Consider the following 18,255-nt stretch of genomic DNA (forward strand, 5'->3'; position numbering starts at 1 on the left):
TATATGAGAATCGGGGGATCCCAATGACCGAACTCGCCGTCCAGCCGTCCGCGGTCGCCACTCGGTGGTGGCGCGACGCGGTGATCTACCAGGTGTACGTCCGCAGCTTCGCGGACGGCAACGGCGACGGGATCGGCGACCTGCTCGGCGTGCGCAGCCGCCTGCGGTACCTGGCCGACCTGGGCGTGGACGCTATCTGGCTGACGCCGTTCTATCCCTCGCCGATGGCCGACTTCGGGTACGACGTGGCCGACTATCGCGACGTCGATCCGATCTTCGGGTCGCTGGCGGACGCCCAGGCGTTGATCGCGGACGCCCACCGGGTGGGCCTGCGGGTGATCGTGGACGTGGTGCCCAACCACACCTCCGACCGGCACCCCTGGTTCGAGGCGGCGCTGCGGGCCGGGCCGGGCAGCCCCGAGCGGGAGCGCTACATCTTCCGCGAGGGCAAGGGCGCGGCGGGTGAGCTGCCGCCCAACGACTGGGAGTCGATCTTCGGCGGGCCGGCCTGGACCCGGGTCGAGGACGGCCAGTGGTACCTGCACCTGTTCGCGCCCGAGCAGCCGGACCTCAACTGGGAGCACCCGGAGGTGCACGAGGAGTTCGCCGACGTGCTGCGGTTCTGGCTGGACCTCGGCGTGGACGGCTTCCGGATCGACGTGGCGCACGGCATGGTCAAGGCCCCCGGCCTGCCCGACGTTGGCGCCCGGGGCCAGGCCGAGATGATCGGCGCGCAGGTCGTGCCGTTCTTCGACCAGGACGGCGTCCACGAGATCCACCGGGCCTGGCGCCGCATCCTCGACTCCTACCAGGGCGAGCGGATCGGCGTGGCCGAGGCGTGGGCGCCCTCGCCCGAGCGGCTGGCCAACTACGTCCGCCCCGACGAACTGCACCAGGCGTTCAACTTCCACTTCCTCAAGACGCCCTGGGACGCGGCGTGCTTCCGGGAGGTCATCGACGAGTCGGTGCGCACGTCGGCGCTGGTGGGCGCGCCCCCGACCTGGGTGCTGTCCAACCACGACGTGAAACGGCACGTCACCCGCTACGGCGGCGGCGAGCGCGGCCTGCGCAGGGCGCGGGCGGCGGCGCTGCTCATGCTGGCGCTGCCCGGCTCGGCGTACGTCTACCAGGGCGAGGAGCTGGGGCTGCCGGAGGTGCTGGACCTGCCCGAGCAGTACCTGCAGGACCCGCAGCGGCTGCGCGACCCCGACAGCGGGCGGGACGGCTGCCGGGTGCCGCTCCCGTGGACCGCCGCGGGCGAGCCGCCGTACGGCTTCACCCCGCCGGGCATCTACGAGAGCTGGCTGCCGATGCCGGCCGGGTGGCGCGACCTGTCGGTGGAGGCGCAGCTCAGGGATGGCGCGTCGATGCTCAGCCTCTACCGGACCGCCCTCGCCCTCAGGCGGGAGCACCCGGAGCTGGGCGACGGCACGCTGACCTGGATCGACAGCCCGGCCGGCACGCTGGCGTTCCGGCGCGGCGAGTCGTTCGTCTGCGTGCTCAACATGACGCCGGAGTGGGTGGAGATCGGCCCTGAGTACGGCGGGGGGTACGGCGACCTGCTGCTGGCCAGCGGAGGACCGGAGACCGCCGGCGAAGTCGTCCGGCTCGCTCCCGACTCCGCCACCTGGTGGACCGCGAGAGATGTCTAAAGTAATGCTCATGAACAACACACGGCTCGCCGACATCGCCGCTCAGGCCGGGGTCAGCGAGGCGACGGTGAGCCGTGTGCTCAACGGCAAGGCGGGGGTCTCCCCGACCACCCGCCAGGCCGTGCTCACCGCCCTCGACCTGATGGGCTACGAGCGGCCCCAGCGGCTGCGCCAGCGCAGCAACGGCCTGATAGGCCTGGTGATCCCGGAGCTCGGCAACCCGATCTTCCCGGCCTTCGCGCAGGCGATGGAGAAGTCGCTGATCCAGCACGGCTACACGCCGATCCTGTGCACGCAGGAGCCCGGCGGCGCCCCCGAGGACGAGTTCACCGAGATGCTCCTCGACCGGGGCGTGTCCGGCATCGTCTTCGTCTCCGGCCTGCACGCCGACACCACCGCGCGGATGGACCGCTACACCCGGCTCACCGACCGGGGCCTGCCGATCGTGCTCGTGGACGGCTACAACGAGACCATTCCCGCGCCGTTCATCTCGCCCGACGACCGGCTCGCCGCGCGCCTGGCCGTACAGCACCTGGTGGACCTCGGGCACGAGCGCGTCGGCCTCGCGCTGGGGCAGCGGCGCTTCGTCCCGGTCATCCGCAAGATCGAGGGCTTCCGCCAGGCGATGGCGCAGCTGCTCGGCCCGGCCGACGTCGACGACCTCATCCAGCACTCGCTGTTCTCGGTGGAGGGTGGGCAGGCCGCCGCCGCGGCGCTGCTCGACCGCGGCTGCACCGGGATCTTCTGCGCGAGCGACCTCATGGCGCTCGGCGCGATCCGCGCCGCCCGCGAGCGCGGGCTGTCCGTGCCGGGAGACGTGTCGGTCGTCGGGTTCGACGACTCGCCGCTGATGGCGTTCACCGACCCGCCGCTCACGACCGTGCGCAAGCCGATCGGCGCGATGGCGGCCGCCGCCGTCGAGACCCTGCTCGAGGAGATCGGCGGCACCCCGGCCAAGCACGTCGAGCTGGTCTACCAGCCCGAGCTCGTGGTGCGCGGCTCCACCAGCTCGGGCCCGCTGGTCAACCGCTGAGGCCTGCCGCTGAGCCCTTGCCGTTGAGCCCTTTGGCTCCTGCCGAGGTCGCCGCCGGCCCTGGCCGCCCGTCGCCGCGTGGAGCGCGCGGCGCGGTTCCGCGTAGCCGGAGGCCGGCCCCGGCATGCCCGCACCGGCCTCATCGCCTTTCATCCCTGTTCCGGCGCATGTGCGAGGTCGCCGCGCCGGCATCCCATCATGTCCTCAGGAGCGTTGCGAATGACCGATCACACTTTTGACGTCCTGGTCGTCGGCGGCGCCGGCGTCGACACGACCGTCTACGTGCCCGAACTGCCCCTGCCCTACGCCGACACCTATGCCGTGCCGCCCGTCGTGGACCGGATCGGCAACACCGGCGCGGGAGTCGCGCTCGGCTGCCACGCGCTCGGCCTGCGCGTGAAGTTCGTCGACCTGATCGGCGACGACCCGCAGGGCGCGCTGATCAGCGACCACCTCGCCGCCCGCGGCGTGGACTTCGCCCACGCCCTGTCGGAGGCGGGCACCCGTCGCAGCGTCCTGCTCGTGGATCCGGACGGCAGGCGCCTCTCGCTGTTCGACCCCCGGGTCGTCCCCGGCCAGCGGATGCCCGGCGACCTCTACCTGCCGGCCCTCCGGTCGGCCCGGCACGTCCATGTCTCGATCGTGGATTTCGCCCGGCACGTGTACGCCGACATCCCGGACGGCACGACGGTCTCGACCGACCTGCACGACTGGGACGGCGAGAACCCGCACCACGAGGACTTCGCCCACTCCTCCGACGTGGTCTTCCTGTCCGCGACCAAGCTCGGCGGGCGGCGCGAGGAGGTCATGCGGGCGATCGCGGAGCGGGGCCGCGCGTCGGTGGTCGTGTGCACGGCCGGGGCCGAGGGCTGCCACGTGCTCGCCGTGCCGGAACAGGGGCGCGGCGAGATCCGGCACTTCCCGGCCGAGCCGCTGCCGGGCCCGGTGGCCGACAGCAACGGCGCCGGCGACGCGTTCGTGTCCGGCTTCCTGTACGGCCGCCTGGGCGGAAGGCCCTTGGAGGAGTGCGTACGGCTGGGCGCCGTGGCCGGGGCGCACGCGTGCACCTCGGAGGGCACCCACGAGGACCCGATCGGCCTGGACGCCCTGCTGGGCGCGGCGTCGTGAGACGACGCCGGGCCCGCCACCGCGGGTGAGCGGTCGCGGGCCCGGCACCCATGGACGTGCCCGGGTCGCGGACGCGAGCATGGCCACCGGCTCCGCCGAGGGAGGAAGGACGGACCGGCGAGCTGGGGAAACTCAGGAAGCGCTCAGGGGCACAGCGCGAGGGAAGCGCTCAGGGACCCAGCGCGACGGGGAAGCGCTCAGGGACGCAGCGCGGCGGCCTCGGACGCGAGCTTCTCGATCCTGGCGAAGTCGCCCGCCGTCACCAGGCTGCGCGGCGTGAGCCAGCTTCCGCCGACGCAGCCGACGTTCGGCAGGGCGAGGTAGGCCGGCGCGTTCGACGGGGTGATCCCGCCCGTGGGGCAGAACCGCACGTCGGGCAGCGGGCCGCTCAGCGACTTGAGGTACGCGACGCCGCCGGCCGGCTCGGCCGGGAAGAACTTCAGCTCGCGCACGCCGCGCTCGGCCAGCGTCATCGCCTCGGTGGCCGTGGCGACGCCCGGCAGGAACGGCACGCCCGCGGCGAGCATGGCCGCGAGCAGGCCGGGCGTGGTGCCGGGGGAGACGAGGAAGCGGGCGCCGGCCCCTGTCGCGGCCTCCACGTCCTCGGGCGAGCGCACGGTGCCCGCGCCGATCACGGCCTCCGGCACCTCGGCGGCGATCCGCCGGATCGCGTCGAGGGCGACCGGAGTGCGCAGCGTGACCTCGATGACCGGCAGCCCGCCCGCCACCAGGGCCCGGGCGAGGGGGACGGCGCTCTCGGCATCGTCGAGGACGACCACCGGGACGACCGGCGCGAGGTCGAGAAGGTTGCTCATACCAGCTCCACATCGGGGTTTCGTTGGGCGAGCCAGGCGGCCGCACCCGTCAGCGCGGGCTGCTCGGCGATGATCAGTGAGGTGGCGATCGCGGCGGTGTACTCCGACAGCGCCGGCGCGGTCGTCTCGAACCGGGCCCGGAACGCGCTGCCGGGGATCCGCGAGACCAGGCGGGGCAGCACGCCGCCGCCCAGGTAGACCCCGCCCCGCGCGCCGAGGGTGAGCGCCACGCCGCAGGCGAAGCCGCCGAGCAGGGCGAGGAAGACCTCCACGGTCTCGGCGCACAGCGGGTCGTCCGAGGAGGTGATCTGCGCGGCCGTACGGGGCTCGGGCGCGACGCCGCGCACGAGGGCGAGCCCGCGGTGCAGGCGCGGCAGCCCGGTGCCCGACAGCAGGTGCTCGGCGTCCACGTACGGCAGGCCGTCCGCGCGCAGCGCCCGGACGATCTCCATCTCCAGGTCCGTGACGGCGGGAACCGCGATGTGCCCGCCCTCGCCTGGCACCGGCTGCCAGCCCTCCCGCACGGGCACGAGCCCGGCCACCCCGAGCCCGGTGCCAGGTCCGAGCACGGCCTTCGTCAGGCCGGCGGTCGGCGGCGGGCCGCCGAGCGGCACGAGGTCGTCCCCGGCCAAATGCGGCAGCGAGATCGCCAGCGCCTCGAAGTCGTTGAGCAGCACCGTACGCGGGATGCCGAGTTCCTCCACGGACCCGGACCATCCCGCGTTCGTCAGCCGGTACCGGTCCTTGTCGACCGGACCGGCGATCGCCAGGCACGCGGCCCCCGGCCGAACTCCGCCCGCATGGTCTGCGAGATAGGCGGCTACGGCATCGGCAAGGCCGAGATGCTGGGAAACGTCGAGTACGGCTACCGCCTCCGGCTGCCCTCCGGGCCGGGTCACCAAACCGAACCTGGCGTTGGTTCCGCCGATGTCCGCGACCAGCCAGGGAAGGCTCACGCGGCACCTCCGAAGACGCTCGCCCCGCGCTCGGCCGGGCCGACCGTGCGGCGGAAGGAGGCGAACAGCTCGCGGCCGGTGCCGGCCCACTGCTCGTCGGTCAGCGGCGCGCCCTCCGGCGTACGCCCGGTGAGGTCGGCGAGCACGGTGAGGGTCCCGGCGGCCGAGTCGAGGCGGATCACGTCGCCGTCGCGCACCAGCGCGATCGGTCCGCCGTCGGCGGCCTCGGGAGACAGGTGGATCGCCGCGGGGACCTTCCCCGAGGCGCCGGACATGCGGCCGTCGGTGACGATGGCCACCTTCTGGCCGCGGTCGAGCAGGACGGCCAGCGGCGGCGTGAGCTTGTGCAGCTCCGGCATGCCGTTGGCCCGGGGGCCCTGGTAGCGGACTACGGCGACGAAGTCCTGCCCGTCGAGCTCGCCCCGCTCGAACGCGGCGAGCAGGTCGAGCTGGTCGTCGAACACCTTGGCGGGGGCCTCGACGACCAGGTGCTCGGGCTTGACGGCGGAGACCTTGCTCACCGCCCGGCCCAGGTCGCCCGACAGCATGTGGATGCCCCCGTCGGGGGAGAACGGCTCGGCGACCGGCCGCAGGACGTCGGCGTCGGCGCTGGGCTCGGTCCGCTCCTCCCACACCAGCCCGCCCTCCTTGAGGGCCGGCGCTGAGCGGTAGAGGCCGAGGCCGCGCCCGGCGACCGTGAGCACGTCCTCGTGGAGCAGCCCGGCGTCCAGCAGGTCGCCGATGAACACCGCCATGCCGCCCGCGGCCTGGAAGTGGTTCACGTCCGCCTGGCCGTTGGGGTACATGCGGGTGATCAGCGGCACGACCTTGGACAGGGCCGCCATGTCGTCCCAGGTCAGCTCGATGCCGGCGGCCGCCGCCATGGCGACCAGGTGCATCGTGTGGTTGGTGGAGCCACCGGAGGCGAGCAGCGCGACGACCGCGTTGACGATCGCCTTCTCGTTCACGACCTCGGCGACGGGCGTGTACTCCTCGCCGTGCGGGGTGATCTCGACCGCCCGCCGCGCCGCCGCCCCGGTCAGTGCGTGGCGCAGCTCGGTGTGCGGGTTGACGAACGTCGCCCCCGGCAGGTGGAGGCCCATGACCTCCATGAGGAGCTGGTTGGAGTTGGCGGTGCCGTAGAACGTGCAGGTGCCGGGGGAGTGGTAGGACGCCGCCTCGGCGTCGAGCATCTCCAGGCGGCCGATCTTGCCCTCCGCGAAGGCCTGCCGCGCCCTGGCCTTGACCTTGTTGGGCAGGCCCGAGGTCATCGGCCCGGCGGGCACGAATATCGCCGGTAGGTGGCCGAAGCGTAAGGCGCCGATGAGCAGCCCTGGGACGATCTTGTCGCAGACCCCGAGCAGCAGGGTCGCGTCGAACATGTCGTGCGACAGCGCGATCGCGGTCGCCATCGCGATCACGTCGCGGCTGTAGAGCGACAGCTCCATGCCGGCCCGGCCCTGGGTGATGCCGTCGCACATCGCGGGCACGCCGCCCGCCACCTGCGCCACGCCGCCCGCATCCCGGACCGCCCGCTTCAGCTCCGGCGGGTAGGTCTCGTACGGCTGGTGCGCCGACAGCATGTCGTTGTACGACGTCACGATGGCCACGCCGGGCTTCGCCGTACCGCGCAGGTCGAGCTTGTCCCCGGCGGGTGCGGCGGCGAAGCCGTGGGCCAGGTTTGCGCAGCCGAGCCGCCCCCGGGCCGGCCCCCGCTCACGCAGCTCGGCCCCGGCGCGGCGCACCCGCTCCAGGTAGGCCCCGCGGCTTTCGCGGCTCCGCGCGACCACGCGTTCGGTGACCTCGGTGATAACGGGGTTCGTCACGGAAGGTCCTCCTCCTGCCGGGGCCGCCGCGAGGCGGGGTCCAACTCGCCCCGGGGCCGTCGTCCCGGGACGTGCGCCCGGCGGCACGTCCGGCCCCCGATCCATTGATCGGGCACCAGGTGTCGATCAGGCACGGATGGGACAGTATCGGGAAGTTATGCGACTTTTCAAGCCCACTTTTGTAACTTGAAATGAATAAGTCGTTGAACTTAGGTGAGCTTCTGTGCTTCACTTACGCTCGATGTCACGTTTAGCCACCACCGGCGAGGTCCTCCAGCTCATCCGGAGCGGGGAGGCGGTGACGCGTGCCGACATCGGCCGCGTGACGGGCCTGTCCCGCCCGGCCGTCGCGCACCGCGTCGCCGACCTGCTCCAGCGCGGGCTGATCGTGGAGGACGCCGAGGGGCCGTCCACCGGAGGCCGCCCGCCCGTACGGCTGCGCTTCGCCGCCTCCGGGGGAGTCGTCCCGGTGGCCTCGCTCGGCGCCCGCCGCACCCAGATCGCGCTGTGCGACCTCGCGGGCGAGGTGCTGCACCGCACCGACCTGGACATCGACGTCGAGGAGGGGCCGGGCGTCGTGCTGCCCCTGCTCATGGACACCTGGGAGAAGCTGCTCGACGGGCGGGACGACGTCGTCGGCATCGGGCTGGGTGTGCCGGCGACGGTGGAGTTCGCCGCCGGACGGGTCGAGAGCGCCCGCGTGATGGCGAGCTGGACCGGCGTGGTGATCCCGCCGATCATCGCCGAGCGGTTCCGCGTGCCGGTGCTCGTGGACAACGACGTGAACGTCATCGCGATGGGCGAGCACCGGGTCGTCTACGCCTCAGAACTCGACGACCTGCTGTTCGTGAAGGTCTCCACCCGCATCGGCGCGGGAGTGATCTCCGGCGGCGGCATCCTGCGCGGCGCGCTCGGCGCGGCCGGGGAGATCGGGCACATCCCCGTGCGGGACGGCGGGGGCGTGCTGTGCCGCTGCGGCAACCTCGACTGCGTCGACTCGGTCGCCAGCGGCACCGCGATCCTGCGCGACCTGCGTGCCAAGGGCCGCGAAGTGGTGTCGCTCGCCGACGTGACCGCGCTGGTCCGGGCCGGCGACCCGGAGACCATGGCCGTGGTGCGGCAGGCCGGCCGCTGGCTCGGCGAGGTCATCTCCGGCGCGGTCAACCTGCTCAACCCCGCCGTCGTGGTCCTCGGCGGCGACGTCGCCGAGATGTTCCAGCCGCTGGTGTCGGGTGTGCGCGAGGTCGTCTACCGGCGCTCCACCCAGCTCGCCACCCGCAGCCTGCGCATCGAGCGCAGCCGCCTCGGGCCCGGCGCGGGCATCACCGGCTGCGCCCTCATGGTCCTCGACCACGTCCTGTCGGCCCAGGCCGTCGACGCCGCCGCCCGCTGACTCCCTTCCCCAGGGAGGGACCCGGCCGGAAGCCGAGCTCAGGAAGCCGGGGCGGCGATCGGCCGGGCCGGGCCCCACTCACGGTAGGTCGTCGTGAAGGACGACGAGAGCAGTCCCCGCTGCGGCGCGGACGCCTTCCAGCTGAACACGAACTTGACCGGCAGGTCCTCCTGGTTGAGCGTCACCGTGTACGAGATGCGGGACCTGTCCAGACCCCGCGCCGCGGGCAGCCAGCTTGCGAGGAAATCACGCAACACGTAACCGGCGTCCGCGACCTGGACACCGCCCGAGTACGTCCTGCCGTCCTTCCCGGAGCGGTAGACCCTCGGGGTGGCGCCGACAAGGGTCAGGATCGTGGGGATCGAGCCGACGAGGATGAAGAGCGCGGCGCCCGCCGCCGCGCCGTCGCGCTCATGGGCGGCCTGCCCCTGCGGGTCGAGATCCAGCGGCAGCTTCTGACCATTCGGAAGGTGGACGTCGCGAGCGATGACGACGACGCGTTTCCGCTCGCTCTCGGAATAGGTGACGCGCATGTCGTAGGAGTCGTCGTCGTACTGGCCTCCGGGATCATGGGCGAATCGGCCGTCGGCCAGCAGGAAGGTGTCGCTCTGGGTGAACGCACCCTCGCAGGCGAACCTCGCGGAGGGAGTGGCCGTGACGGCGGCGTCGATCGCCGCGCCCAGCTCCGCCGGAGTCCCGGGAGCCGCGACCGGGGACGGCACGGCCGCGCGGGCCGGGCTCGCCGACGGCGAAGCGGTCTCTCCGGCCGTGGAGTCCGGCGAGGCGGGGACGCTCGCGGCGGGCCCGCCCGAGGCCGCGGCGAGGGAGGAGGAGCCGGACGCGGCCGTCGGCGCCGGCGATGCCCCAGGCCCCGACGCCACCGACGTGGCTCCGCCGGTCCCGGCGGACAGGCGGGAGACCGCGATCCAGGTCCCCGCGAGGGCCGCGACCACCGCTCCCGTGCCGGCCAGCAGAGCCCGGCGGGGAAGCCGGTGCTCCCCGCCGCCCGTCGTCTCCGGCGCGATCTGCCCGAGCGCCGCCTGCCGGCCCATCCGGAGCGCCGCGACGTCCCCGCCGGAGGACGGCACGTCGTCCAGGAGGCTCAGGAGGACCTCGCGGGCGGTCGGCCGTCGCGCCGGGTCTTTGTCCAGACAGCGTGCCACCAGGTCGCGCAGCCCGCCCGCCAGGTCACCGAGGACGGGTTCGCCCTGCAGGATGCGGTAGGCGATGGCCGCGGGCGTGTCCCGGCCGAACGGCGGCGCCCCTGTGGCCGCGTACGTGATGGTGGAGCCCCAGGCGAACACGTCCGCCGGGGGCCCGATCCGGTCGCCGTGGAAGTGCTCGGGCGCCATGTACGGCGGCGTACCGGCGGTGGCGCCGGTGGTGGTCGAGGCGTCGACCAGCCGGGCGATGCCGAAGTCGATGACGCGTGGCCCGTCGGGGCCGGCCAGCACGTTGCTCGGCTTGAAGTCGCGGTGCACCACCCCTGCTCCATGGACGGCCGCCAAGGCGGTGATGGTGCCGATGGCCAGCCGGTGCAGCACCGCGCCCCTGAGTGGCCCGCCGCTCTCGATCACCTGCTGGAGCGACGGGCCGTCGACGAACTCGCTCACGATGTAGGGCGGGTCGGCGTCCAGCCTGGCGTCGAGGATGCGCACCGTGCAGAACTCGGCCACCTGGCGTGCCGCGGCCAGTTCCCTGGCGAAGGCCGCGGGAACGCCGATGGACGGCCGCGTCCGTACGACCTTGACCGCCACCTTCTCCCCGGCCGGGGTCTCGCCGAGATACACGACGCCCTGGCCGCCTTCCCCCAGGCGGCCCACGAGGCGGTAGTCACCCAGCCGTTCGGGGTCTCCGGCACGTAACGGACCTTCGGCCATGTAGCCCCTCATCCATCGCGATCACGGCTCTGAGGGCCAGCGTAGCGAAAGCACCTGCCCCGTCCAGGTGTCGCGCCGGACGCTCAAGATCGGGTCGACTACGGCCGGTGGATCCGGCCGACCGGAGCGGAATTGTCGGGTGGTGGCACTAGGCTCTTGCCGATCTTCCATGGCCCCCCAGGAGTCCTTCGTGCGTGAACGTGTCCGCCGCCTGATCGAGTCGCGGCGGTTCCAGCAGGCGATCACCGTGGTGATCCTCTTCAACGCGGCCACGCTGGGCGTCGAGACCTCCCCCGAGGCGGTCGCCCGGTTCGGCACGGAACTGCACGTCGCCGACCACGTCGCCCTGTACGTCTTCGTGGCGGAGATTCTGGCCAAGATCTACGTCTACCGGTGGCGGTTCCTCCGCGACGCCTGGAACGTCTTCGACCTGCTGATCATCGGCTTCTCGTTCCTGCCCACGGCCGGCGGCCTCTCGGTGCTGCGGGCTCTGCGCGTCCTGCGGGCGCTGCGGCTGATCTCGGTGGTGCCGTCGCTGCGGCGGGTGGTCTCCGCGCTGCTCACCGCCATCCCCGGAATGACCTCGATCGTCGTCCTGCTCGGCCTCGTCCTGTACGTCGCCGGCGTCATGGGCACCAAGCTCTACGGCGTCGCCGCGCCCGAGTATTTCGGCGACCTGCCCACGTCGCTGTACACGCTGTTCCAGGTCATGACGGGCGACGGCTGGTCGGACATCAACCGCGAGTTGATGGAGAGCCATCCCTCGTCGTGGATCTACTTCGTCGTGTTCGTGCTGATCTGCACCTTCGTCGTGCTGAACCTCTTCATCGCGGTCGTGGTGAGCGCGATGGAGGAGGAGGCCAGGGAGGAACGCTCGACGCTCGCCGAGCTGTCGGCTCTGCGCGAGGAGATCAGGGGCCTGCGCGAGAGCCTGGGCGAACGGGTGCCCTCCTGACGTCCGAGGCGGGGGTCTCGTGGCCCATGATCGTCGCTTGCTAGACTCCGCGCATGCGGCTTCCGACGGACGCTGAGATCCGCGCACTGCACGCGAGACACGCGCCCACGGAGGAAGCGTTCGACCTCGTGCACACCCACTGCGAGATCGTCTGCGCCATCGCCCTGCGACTGGCCGACCGCGCCGGACTCGACGTCGACGCCGAGTTGGTGCGGGCCGGAAGCCTCCTGCACGACATCGGGGTCTACCTGCTGTACGACGAGGACGGACGGCTCGACCACGCCGGTTACGTGCGCCACGGGATCCTCGGCCATGAACTGCTCCGCGGGGAGGGCTTACCCGAGATCCTGTGCCGGTTCTGCTCCCATCACACGGGTGTGGGGATCAGCCGGGAGGACGTGCAGCGGCAGGGCCTGCCGCTGCCTCCCTGCGACTATCTCGCGGAGTCGGCCGAGGAAGAGCTCGTGATGTTCGCGGACAAGTTCCACAGCAAGACCGACCCGCCGAGATTCGTCACCGCCGACGCCTACGCGGCCCACGTCCGCCGGTACGGCGACGACAAGGCCGAGGTGTTCGCGTCGATGTGCGCGGCCTTCGGCGTCCCCGACGTGCGGCCACTCGCCGCGGCGTACGGCCACGAGATCGTGTGACCGGCGACCGGCGTGAGCCGCGAGGGCTACGGCGTCAGCACGATTCTGCCGAACACCTCGCCGGCGTCCATCTTCCGGTGCGCCGACACGGCTTGCTCCAACGGCAGCACCTCGTGCACCACCGTGTGCAGCTCGCCGCGACTCGCGGCGGCGAACTGCTCGATCCTCACGGCACGCCGAGCGGGTCCGGCGACCGTGTCGGCGCTGAAGGTGGCGAACGACATCGACTTCCGGAACGCCGCCATCATCTTCGTACCGAAGTCCGCCGGCGGCTGGCCTCCGACCGCGCCGACGACCACCATGCGGCCGTTCGGGTTGAGCTTGTCGAAGAAAGAAGGCATGTCCGCGCCGGCGACGATGTCGATGACGACGTCGTAGCCCTGGGGAGCGTCCTCGCCTCCCTCGCCTGAGCGGTCCAGCACGTGGGTCGCGCCGAGTTTGCGTAGGCGCTCGCCGCGCTCGGCCGACGACGTCGTGACCGCCACGACGCCGGCACCACCATGCGCCGCGAGCTGGACCGTCATGATCCCGATGCTGCCGGCCGCGCCGCGCACCAGCACCGACTCGCCAGGAGCGAAGTGGGCATGGGAAAGGCCGAAGTGGGCCACCACTCCGGAGCTGCCGAGCGTCACCGCGTCGACCGCGGACAGGTTCGCGGGGAGGGGAAGGATCTCCTCGACCGGAGCGATCGCCTCTTCGACGTAACCGCCGCCCACACCGGTGAACGCCCACACCCGCTGACCGATCCATGACGTGCCGACGTCGTCGCCCACGGCGATCACGGTGCCGACTACCTCGCCGCCGGGGATATGGCCTTCCTTGAAGCCGTAGGCAGCCAGAGCACCGCTTCGGATCACGGCATCGACGCCGCCGACGCCGATCGCCTCAGTGGCGATCAGCACCTGTCCGGCGGCGGGAGCCGGGGCGGGGAGGTCGATGACCGCCAAACCTTCGGGACTTCCGAATGCCTGGATCGCGACTGCCTTCAATGTCGTCTCCATGTTCTGGGGATCGATCGGGACTGGTCCGGGCGCCCCCGCCGGGCGCGTCGGAGGCTGGTGAGGGTGCACGCTGAGAAGCGCGCAGCTTCCACGCCTTCGGACCGTAACGGACGCCACCGTCCGTTTAGCTAAAGTGAGAGCGGTGACCGACCGTTTGCCTCGCATCCTGCGTTCCGACGCCCAGGACAACCGTGAGCGCATCCTCGACGCGGCCCGCGCGCTGTTCGCCGCCGAAGGTCTGGACGTCCCGATGCGGGAGATCGCCCGGCGCGCTGGAGTCGGCCCCGCCACCCTGTATCGCCGTTTCCCGACCAAGCAGACGCTGATCACCGAAGCCTTCACGGACGAGATGCGCGCGTGCCACGCCATCGTCGACGAGGGGCGTGCCGATCCGGATCCGTGGCGCGGCTTCTGTCGGGTGATCGAGAAGATCTGTGAACTGCACGCACGCAACCGAGGCTTCACGGAAGCCTTCATGTCGGCCTTCCCCGAAGCGGTAGATCTCGCGGCAGGCCGTGAACACACGCTGAACGCGATCGCCGAACTCGTTCACCGCGCCAAGAAGACGGGCCACCTACGCACTGACGTCGCCCTGGACGACCTGATCCTCATGCTCATGGCCAACAGGGGGATCCACGCCACATCGATGGCCGCCCGGGTCACGGCTTCCCGGCGCTTCGCCGCGCTCGCGATCCGGGCGTTCCAAGCCTCAAGAACTTCTGGAGAGACCGCGTAGTGCGCTGTCCGCAAACGTTCACCGGGATCGAGGGAGCGGAGCGGGCTTCGCGAGGACCGGAGGTTCCTTCCGGCGCAGTGGCCGATCCAGGCAAGGCTGGTGGACATGGCGCTAGGTCCTCGCCGGCAGCCGGTCGATCTGGGCCTGCAGCGGGGGCGCGCCGAGGCGGTTGTCGATCTCGTCGTACGGCACGGCGGGCGGCTCGTCGACGCGGATGGCGCGCAGGTATTCGGCGAACCTCTCCAGCTTCTGTCCGTCTCTGGCGAGGCCCCGGCGGATCAGCCGCTCACGCAGCGTCGGACCGTCGGAGCGGATCCAGATCAGGCGCACCTCGGGCCCGCCCAGCGCCTCCACCCACGCGTGCCAGAGCGCCGCGTCGTGCACCTGGGAGGTGAAGGGCCCGCCGAGCATCACCGGGCAGCCGTGGGAGCGGATCTCCCTGGCCGTCGCCGTCATGCCGCTGTACTCGTGCCGCTTGACGTGCTCGTCGTACCACGGTCCCTCACGCTCGCCCGGCGGCCTGCCGTACGCGGCGAGCGTGGCCTCGACGAACCCGCCGTACATCGTGTCCTTGTCGAGCAGCGCGGGCACGGGGTCGAGGCGGGCCAGCAGCAGGTCGCAGACGGTCGACTTGCCCGCGCCCGGCGGACCGGACACCACCCAGACGGGAGCGGTCATCGCGGCGGGCCGTAGGGCTCGATGGGCGGATCGGAGTACGGCCCGCCCTCCGCCGTCCCGGCGCCCGAGTCGCCGACGCGCCGTCCGGCGTCCTCCGTCACCCGCAGGACGTACAGGTTCCTGCCGGGATCGACCGGCACCAGGCCGTAGGCGGTGTCGACCTCGTCCTCGGTGAGGCCGAGCCGCCGCATGGCGGCCTCCAGCGTCGCGGGCGCGGCGAGCCGCACGGTGATGAGCACCTCGGCCACCGGCCCCGCCTCCCCTGTCGTTCGGCTGGCGCTGCCAGACGTGTCGCGGGCCTGACGGGGTCAGGCCGCTTTCGTGGCGCTGTGCTTTCAGGCCGCTTTCGCGGCGCTGCGGTTTTCAGGCCGCCTTCGCGGCGCTGTGCTTTCAGGCCGCCTTCGCGGCGCTGTGCTTTCAGGCCGCCTTCGCGGCCCGGCGGCGCAGCGCGGCGATGATGCCGGCGGCGTCCACCACGCCGTACCCGTAATCGTGGTCATACCCTACGGCACTGCGATCATCGGCCGTCCGGCGGAGCAGGGTCCGGAGCTGGGCGGGCGGCAGCACCGTGGAGGGCCATTGAGAGCGGACGGCGGCGACCAGCCCGGCCGCGACGGGGCAGGCCGCCGAGGTGCCCGAGTCGGGCTCGTCGTCGCCGAGCGCACCCGAGCCGGCGAAGTGCGTGTAGGCGCAGACGTCCGGCTTGCGCGCGGCCAGCCGCCCGGGGCCCTGGGAGGAGTAGCCCACCCGCGTCCCCGTCGTGTCGATCCCGCCGATCGACAGCGCGCGGGGATGGGAGTTGGCCCCGACGATGGGCCGGTCGGGGTAGGCGCACCTGCTGTCGCGGCACTGCGTCCCGCAGTTGCCCGCGGCGAACAGGATGTCCGCACCCGCCTCGGCGAGGCTGCCGACGATCAGGTTGAACGGATGGGCCGGGTTGTCGGAGTAGTTGCCGGGGTGGCCGGGCGGGAAGTCCCAGCGCGGGGAGAACGACCCCCAGCTGTTGGTCACCACGAGCGCCCGCGACTCGGCGGGCTGGGCGTCGAGGACCTCGCGCAGGTGGGCGTACGCCGCGATCGCGTCGGACAGCAGGCCGTCGAGCGTCGAGCCGCCCTGTCGCCGCGACAGCAGCACGGGCACGTCCACGAGCGACGCCTTGGGCGCGGCGATGAGCGCGTCGAAGGCGCACATCGTGCCGTGGTCGACCGGGAAGTCCCCCGGGGTTCCGGAGACGCCCTGGGGGCTCCAGCTCCGCTCGTGATCCACTGTCACGTCGTGGCCGCGGGCGGCCTTGACGAACGCCGCGTTGATGCCGGTGTCGATGACCGCGAGGGGGACGCCGGAGCCGTCCAGCCCCTCGGCCGTCAGGTCGGGCACGCGCAGCAGCCGTTCGACGTCGTGCCAGTCGCCGACGGCGGGGTCGCCTCCGCAGGTGAGCGTGGTCTCGATCGCCGGGTCGGCGTACACCGCGACCACGTCGCGGCGGGCCGCGGGCAGGAGGGCGACCCTGCTGGTGACCTCGTCGTCGGCGATCTCCCCGCGGACCACGACCGAGGCGTCCTGCGGCGCCATGGAGAAGACCAGCGGCTGGTTGAGCGACAGCGGGTCCCCGCCGGGGGACGCGGGCATCGGGCGGGGCACGGCCACGGGGGCGTACGAGTGGTCGATGACGACCCCGGGCAGGGCGTCGGCCACGTCCGACGCCATCGACGGGACCGACGGGTCGGCGACGGCGGCGACCAGGTCGGGGGACGGACGCAACTGGATGAGTACGCGCACGACGAGTCCACTCCGTTACTAGGCGGATTGTGACTGGGTGGATACGTTACGTGACAACCTTGCTGCATCCGCAGGGCGGCGTCCACGCCTTCGCGGAAAAACGCTCCGGTGTCGCCCGGTCAGAAACCCCCGCTCAGAGGCCGCACAGCTCAGAAGCCGCACAGCTCCGAGAGGCTCTTGGCCGCCTTGTCGTTCGTCGTGGGCGTCTTCTGGGGGCTCGCCCCCGCGAGGACCGGGGTACGGGAGGGGGACGGACTCGGCGACGCGGACGGGGAGGGCGAGCCGGAGGGGGTGGCGGACGTTGCCGATCCGGCGGACGTCATCGGCGAGGCGGTGGCCGCGATGGCGCCTCGGTCGGACATCGACTCGCGGATCGCGTCCTTGGTCAGCTGCCTGATCTTGGCCCAGTCCGGGTTGCCGGTGTAGATGAGCGGCGGCACGAACTGGAGGCTGGTGATCTTGGCGCTGCGCACCTTCATGCCGAGCGGGACGAGGTGCTCCAGCAGGTCGCGAGGAATGTCGGTGCGGAACATGTGCCGGGCCGCCGTGGCGATCTTGGTGAAGTTCGCGAGCACCGTGGCCGGGGTGACCTGCTGGGCGAGCGCGCCGATGACGCAGCGCTGGCGGGCCATGCGGGAGAAGTCGTCGCTGTCCACCCGCGAGCGGCCGTACCAGAGCACCTCCTCGCCGTTGAGCGTCCGGTAACCGGCCTTGATGGTCCCGGCGGTGCCGAACTTGCCGCCCCACCTGATGTCCTGCTCGACCCGGATCTTGAGCCCGCCGACCGCGTCGATCAGGGCCGCGAAGCCGTACATGTCGACCATCGCGTAGTAGTCGATGTGCAGGCCCAGGGTGTAGCCGATGGCGTCCTTCAGCGCATCCGCGCCCTTGTTCTTGCCACCCATGACCTGCGGGTTGTTGTCGGCGTAGTACCAGACGGAGTTGAGCAGGCCCTGCCCCTCGTCGTTGAAGCCGTTGGGGAACACCTTGTGCAGGGGACTGGTCGTGGGGAAGCGGACGTACTGGAGGTTGCGCGGCAGGCTGAACAGGACGGTGTTGCCGGTGGCGATGTTCACGCTGGCCACGGTCATCGAGTCGGTGCGCACCCCGACCCGGTTGCCCGCCGCGTCGCCGCCGACCAGCAGGAAGTTCACCCGAGTGCGGCCGTTCCACGGGTCCTCGGCGCGTACGGGGACGGGGGTCGAGCCCACCACCGGAGCCGTGACGTCGTCGAGTAACTGGCTGGCCGTCCTGATCGTGTTCGCGGTGAAGGCGAACGGGGCCATCACGGCCACGCACAGCACGCCCGCGACGATGCCGGACACCACCTGCCCGATCTGCGGCAGGCGCTGCGGGCGCAGGGCGACGAACGACAGGAGCACGAGCGTGAACCAGGCGAGCGCGCACACGGCGGCGCCGGCCATGATGGCCGTCATCGTGCTGCCGCGCAGCGCGATCCCCGCGTTGTCCTTGAGGCGCAGGACCAGGACCACCAGGGCGACCAGCACGACGCCGAACGTCGCCAGCAGCGCGATCCCGGTGCGGCGGTTGCCCGCCCGCAGGTGGGCCGCTCCGGGCAGGACGGCCGACAACGCCGTCCAGCCGATCAGGGAGGCGGTGGTCAGCGGAGGGCCGAAACGCGGCCCCCCGCCGCGCGCGGCCGCCGCGGGCGGCGGGGGTGGCGGGTCCGCGGGTTCCTTGTCGTTCCCACTCCCACCACGCCGACCTGCGTTTCCACTGGGCTGACCTGGGTTTCCGCTGCGCTGACCTGGG

Annotated in this window: 16 protein-coding genes; 7 read left to right on the forward strand and 9 right to left on the reverse strand. The window is 72.1% G+C overall.

Annotation, left to right across the window (positions count from 1 at the left end):
- The first annotated feature begins 23 nt into the window (after window positions 1-23).
- The 3 genes from ACQEVJ_RS18010 to ACQEVJ_RS18020 all read left to right on the forward strand — a co-directional run bounded on the left by ACQEVJ_RS18010 (window position 24) and on the right by ACQEVJ_RS18020 (window position 3,813).
- Window positions 24-1,652 (forward strand): glycoside hydrolase family 13 protein, encoded by a 1,629-nt coding sequence (locus ACQEVJ_RS18010; RefSeq protein ID WP_433102372.1) that lies wholly within the window; start codon window positions 24-26, stop codon window positions 1,650-1,652.
- 10 nt (window positions 1,653-1,662) lie between these two features.
- Window positions 1,663-2,685 (forward strand): LacI family DNA-binding transcriptional regulator, encoded by a 1,023-nt coding sequence (locus ACQEVJ_RS18015; RefSeq protein ID WP_433102374.1) that lies wholly within the window; start codon window positions 1,663-1,665, stop codon window positions 2,683-2,685.
- 219 nt (window positions 2,686-2,904) lie between these two features.
- Complete coding sequence (locus tag ACQEVJ_RS18020; protein WP_433102376.1) at window positions 2,905-3,813, forward strand: carbohydrate kinase family protein; 909 nt, start codon at window positions 2,905-2,907, stop codon at window positions 3,811-3,813.
- A 197-nt stretch (window positions 3,814-4,010) separates the two neighbouring features.
- Here ACQEVJ_RS18020 and eda read toward each other — a convergent pair whose 3' ends face one another.
- The 3 genes from eda to edd are packed head-to-tail and all read right to left on the reverse strand — an operon-like array spanning window position 4,011 to window position 7,410.
- Window positions 4,011-4,628, reverse strand: coding sequence for a bifunctional 4-hydroxy-2-oxoglutarate aldolase/2-dehydro-3-deoxy-phosphogluconate aldolase (gene eda, locus ACQEVJ_RS18025; protein WP_433102378.1), 618 nt, complete (start codon window positions 4,626-4,628; stop codon window positions 4,011-4,013).
- Window positions 4,625-5,584, reverse strand: coding sequence for a glucokinase (locus tag ACQEVJ_RS18030; protein ID WP_433102381.1), 960 nt, complete (start codon window positions 5,582-5,584; stop codon window positions 4,625-4,627). Before ACQEVJ_RS18030 ends, eda begins: the two co-directional genes overlap by 4 nt.
- Entirely contained in the window at window positions 5,581-7,410 is a 1,830-nt protein-coding gene (edd, locus tag ACQEVJ_RS18035; protein ID WP_433102383.1) for a phosphogluconate dehydratase, read from the reverse strand. The genes ACQEVJ_RS18030 and edd overlap by 4 nt, the downstream gene beginning before the upstream one ends.
- A 241-nt stretch (window positions 7,411-7,651) precedes the next feature.
- On the opposite strand from edd, the gene ACQEVJ_RS18040 reads away from it, so the two are divergent.
- Window positions 7,652-8,803: an ROK family protein gene (locus ACQEVJ_RS18040; protein ID WP_433102387.1), complete on the forward strand. Its 1,152-nt coding sequence runs from the start codon at window positions 7,652-7,654 to the stop codon at window positions 8,801-8,803.
- Between the two features lie 38 nt (window positions 8,804-8,841).
- On the opposite strand, the gene ACQEVJ_RS18045 is transcribed toward ACQEVJ_RS18040, so the two are convergent.
- Window positions 8,842-10,683: a protein kinase domain-containing protein gene (locus ACQEVJ_RS18045; protein WP_433102389.1), complete on the reverse strand. Its 1,842-nt coding sequence runs from the start codon at window positions 10,681-10,683 to the stop codon at window positions 8,842-8,844.
- A 190-nt stretch (window positions 10,684-10,873) separates the two neighbouring features.
- Here ACQEVJ_RS18045 and ACQEVJ_RS18050 point away from each other — a divergent pair, with 190 nt between their 5' ends.
- A complete protein-coding gene (locus tag ACQEVJ_RS18050; RefSeq protein WP_433102391.1) occupies window positions 10,874-11,638 on the forward strand; it encodes an ion transporter in 765 nt (254 codons plus the stop codon).
- A 53-nt stretch (window positions 11,639-11,691) separates the two neighbouring features.
- Window positions 11,692-12,288 (forward strand): HD domain-containing protein, encoded by a 597-nt coding sequence (locus ACQEVJ_RS18055; protein ID WP_433102392.1) that lies wholly within the window; start codon window positions 11,692-11,694, stop codon window positions 12,286-12,288.
- A 26-nt stretch (window positions 12,289-12,314) separates the two neighbouring features.
- Here ACQEVJ_RS18055 and ACQEVJ_RS18060 read toward each other — a convergent pair whose 3' ends face one another.
- Window positions 12,315-13,454, reverse strand: coding sequence for a zinc-dependent alcohol dehydrogenase family protein (locus ACQEVJ_RS18060; RefSeq protein ID WP_433102394.1), 1,140 nt, complete (start codon window positions 13,452-13,454; stop codon window positions 12,315-12,317).
- Here ACQEVJ_RS18060 and ACQEVJ_RS18065 point away from each other — a divergent pair.
- The gene (locus ACQEVJ_RS18065) at window positions 13,432-14,025 is read left to right on the forward strand and encodes a TetR/AcrR family transcriptional regulator (protein WP_433102396.1); all 594 of its coding nucleotides are present in this window, start codon (window positions 13,432-13,434) and stop codon (window positions 14,023-14,025) included. The genes ACQEVJ_RS18060 and ACQEVJ_RS18065 overlap by 23 nt on opposite strands.
- A gap of 111 nt (window positions 14,026-14,136) precedes the next feature.
- On the opposite strand, the gene ACQEVJ_RS18070 is transcribed toward ACQEVJ_RS18065, so the two are convergent.
- The 4 genes from ACQEVJ_RS18070 to ACQEVJ_RS18085 form a co-directional block, all read right to left on the reverse strand.
- Window positions 14,137-14,703, reverse strand: a complete 567-nt coding sequence (locus tag ACQEVJ_RS18070; RefSeq protein WP_433102398.1) for an AAA family ATPase — start codon at window positions 14,701-14,703, stop codon at window positions 14,137-14,139.
- The gene (locus ACQEVJ_RS18075) at window positions 14,700-14,951 is read right to left on the reverse strand and encodes a hypothetical protein (protein ID WP_433102400.1); all 252 of its coding nucleotides are present in this window, start codon (window positions 14,949-14,951) and stop codon (window positions 14,700-14,702) included. Before ACQEVJ_RS18075 ends, ACQEVJ_RS18070 begins: the two co-directional genes overlap by 4 nt.
- A 169-nt stretch (window positions 14,952-15,120) precedes the next feature.
- On the reverse strand, window positions 15,121-16,482 hold the full coding sequence (locus ACQEVJ_RS18080) for a S8 family peptidase (RefSeq protein WP_433102402.1): 1,362 nt from the start codon (window positions 16,480-16,482) through the stop codon (window positions 15,121-15,123).
- Window positions 16,483-16,631: 149 nt separating this feature from the next.
- Window positions 16,632-18,074 carry an LCP family protein gene (locus ACQEVJ_RS18085; RefSeq protein WP_433102404.1) on the reverse strand — a complete coding sequence of 481 codons (1,443 nt, stop codon included), beginning with the start codon at window positions 18,072-18,074 and terminating at the stop codon, window positions 16,632-16,634.
- Window positions 18,075-18,255 lie beyond the last annotated feature (181 nt).

Origin of the sequence: Microbispora sp. CA-102843, assembly GCF_050936215.1 — a bacterium.
GTDB lineage: Bacteria > Actinomycetota > Actinomycetes > Streptosporangiales > Streptosporangiaceae > Microbispora.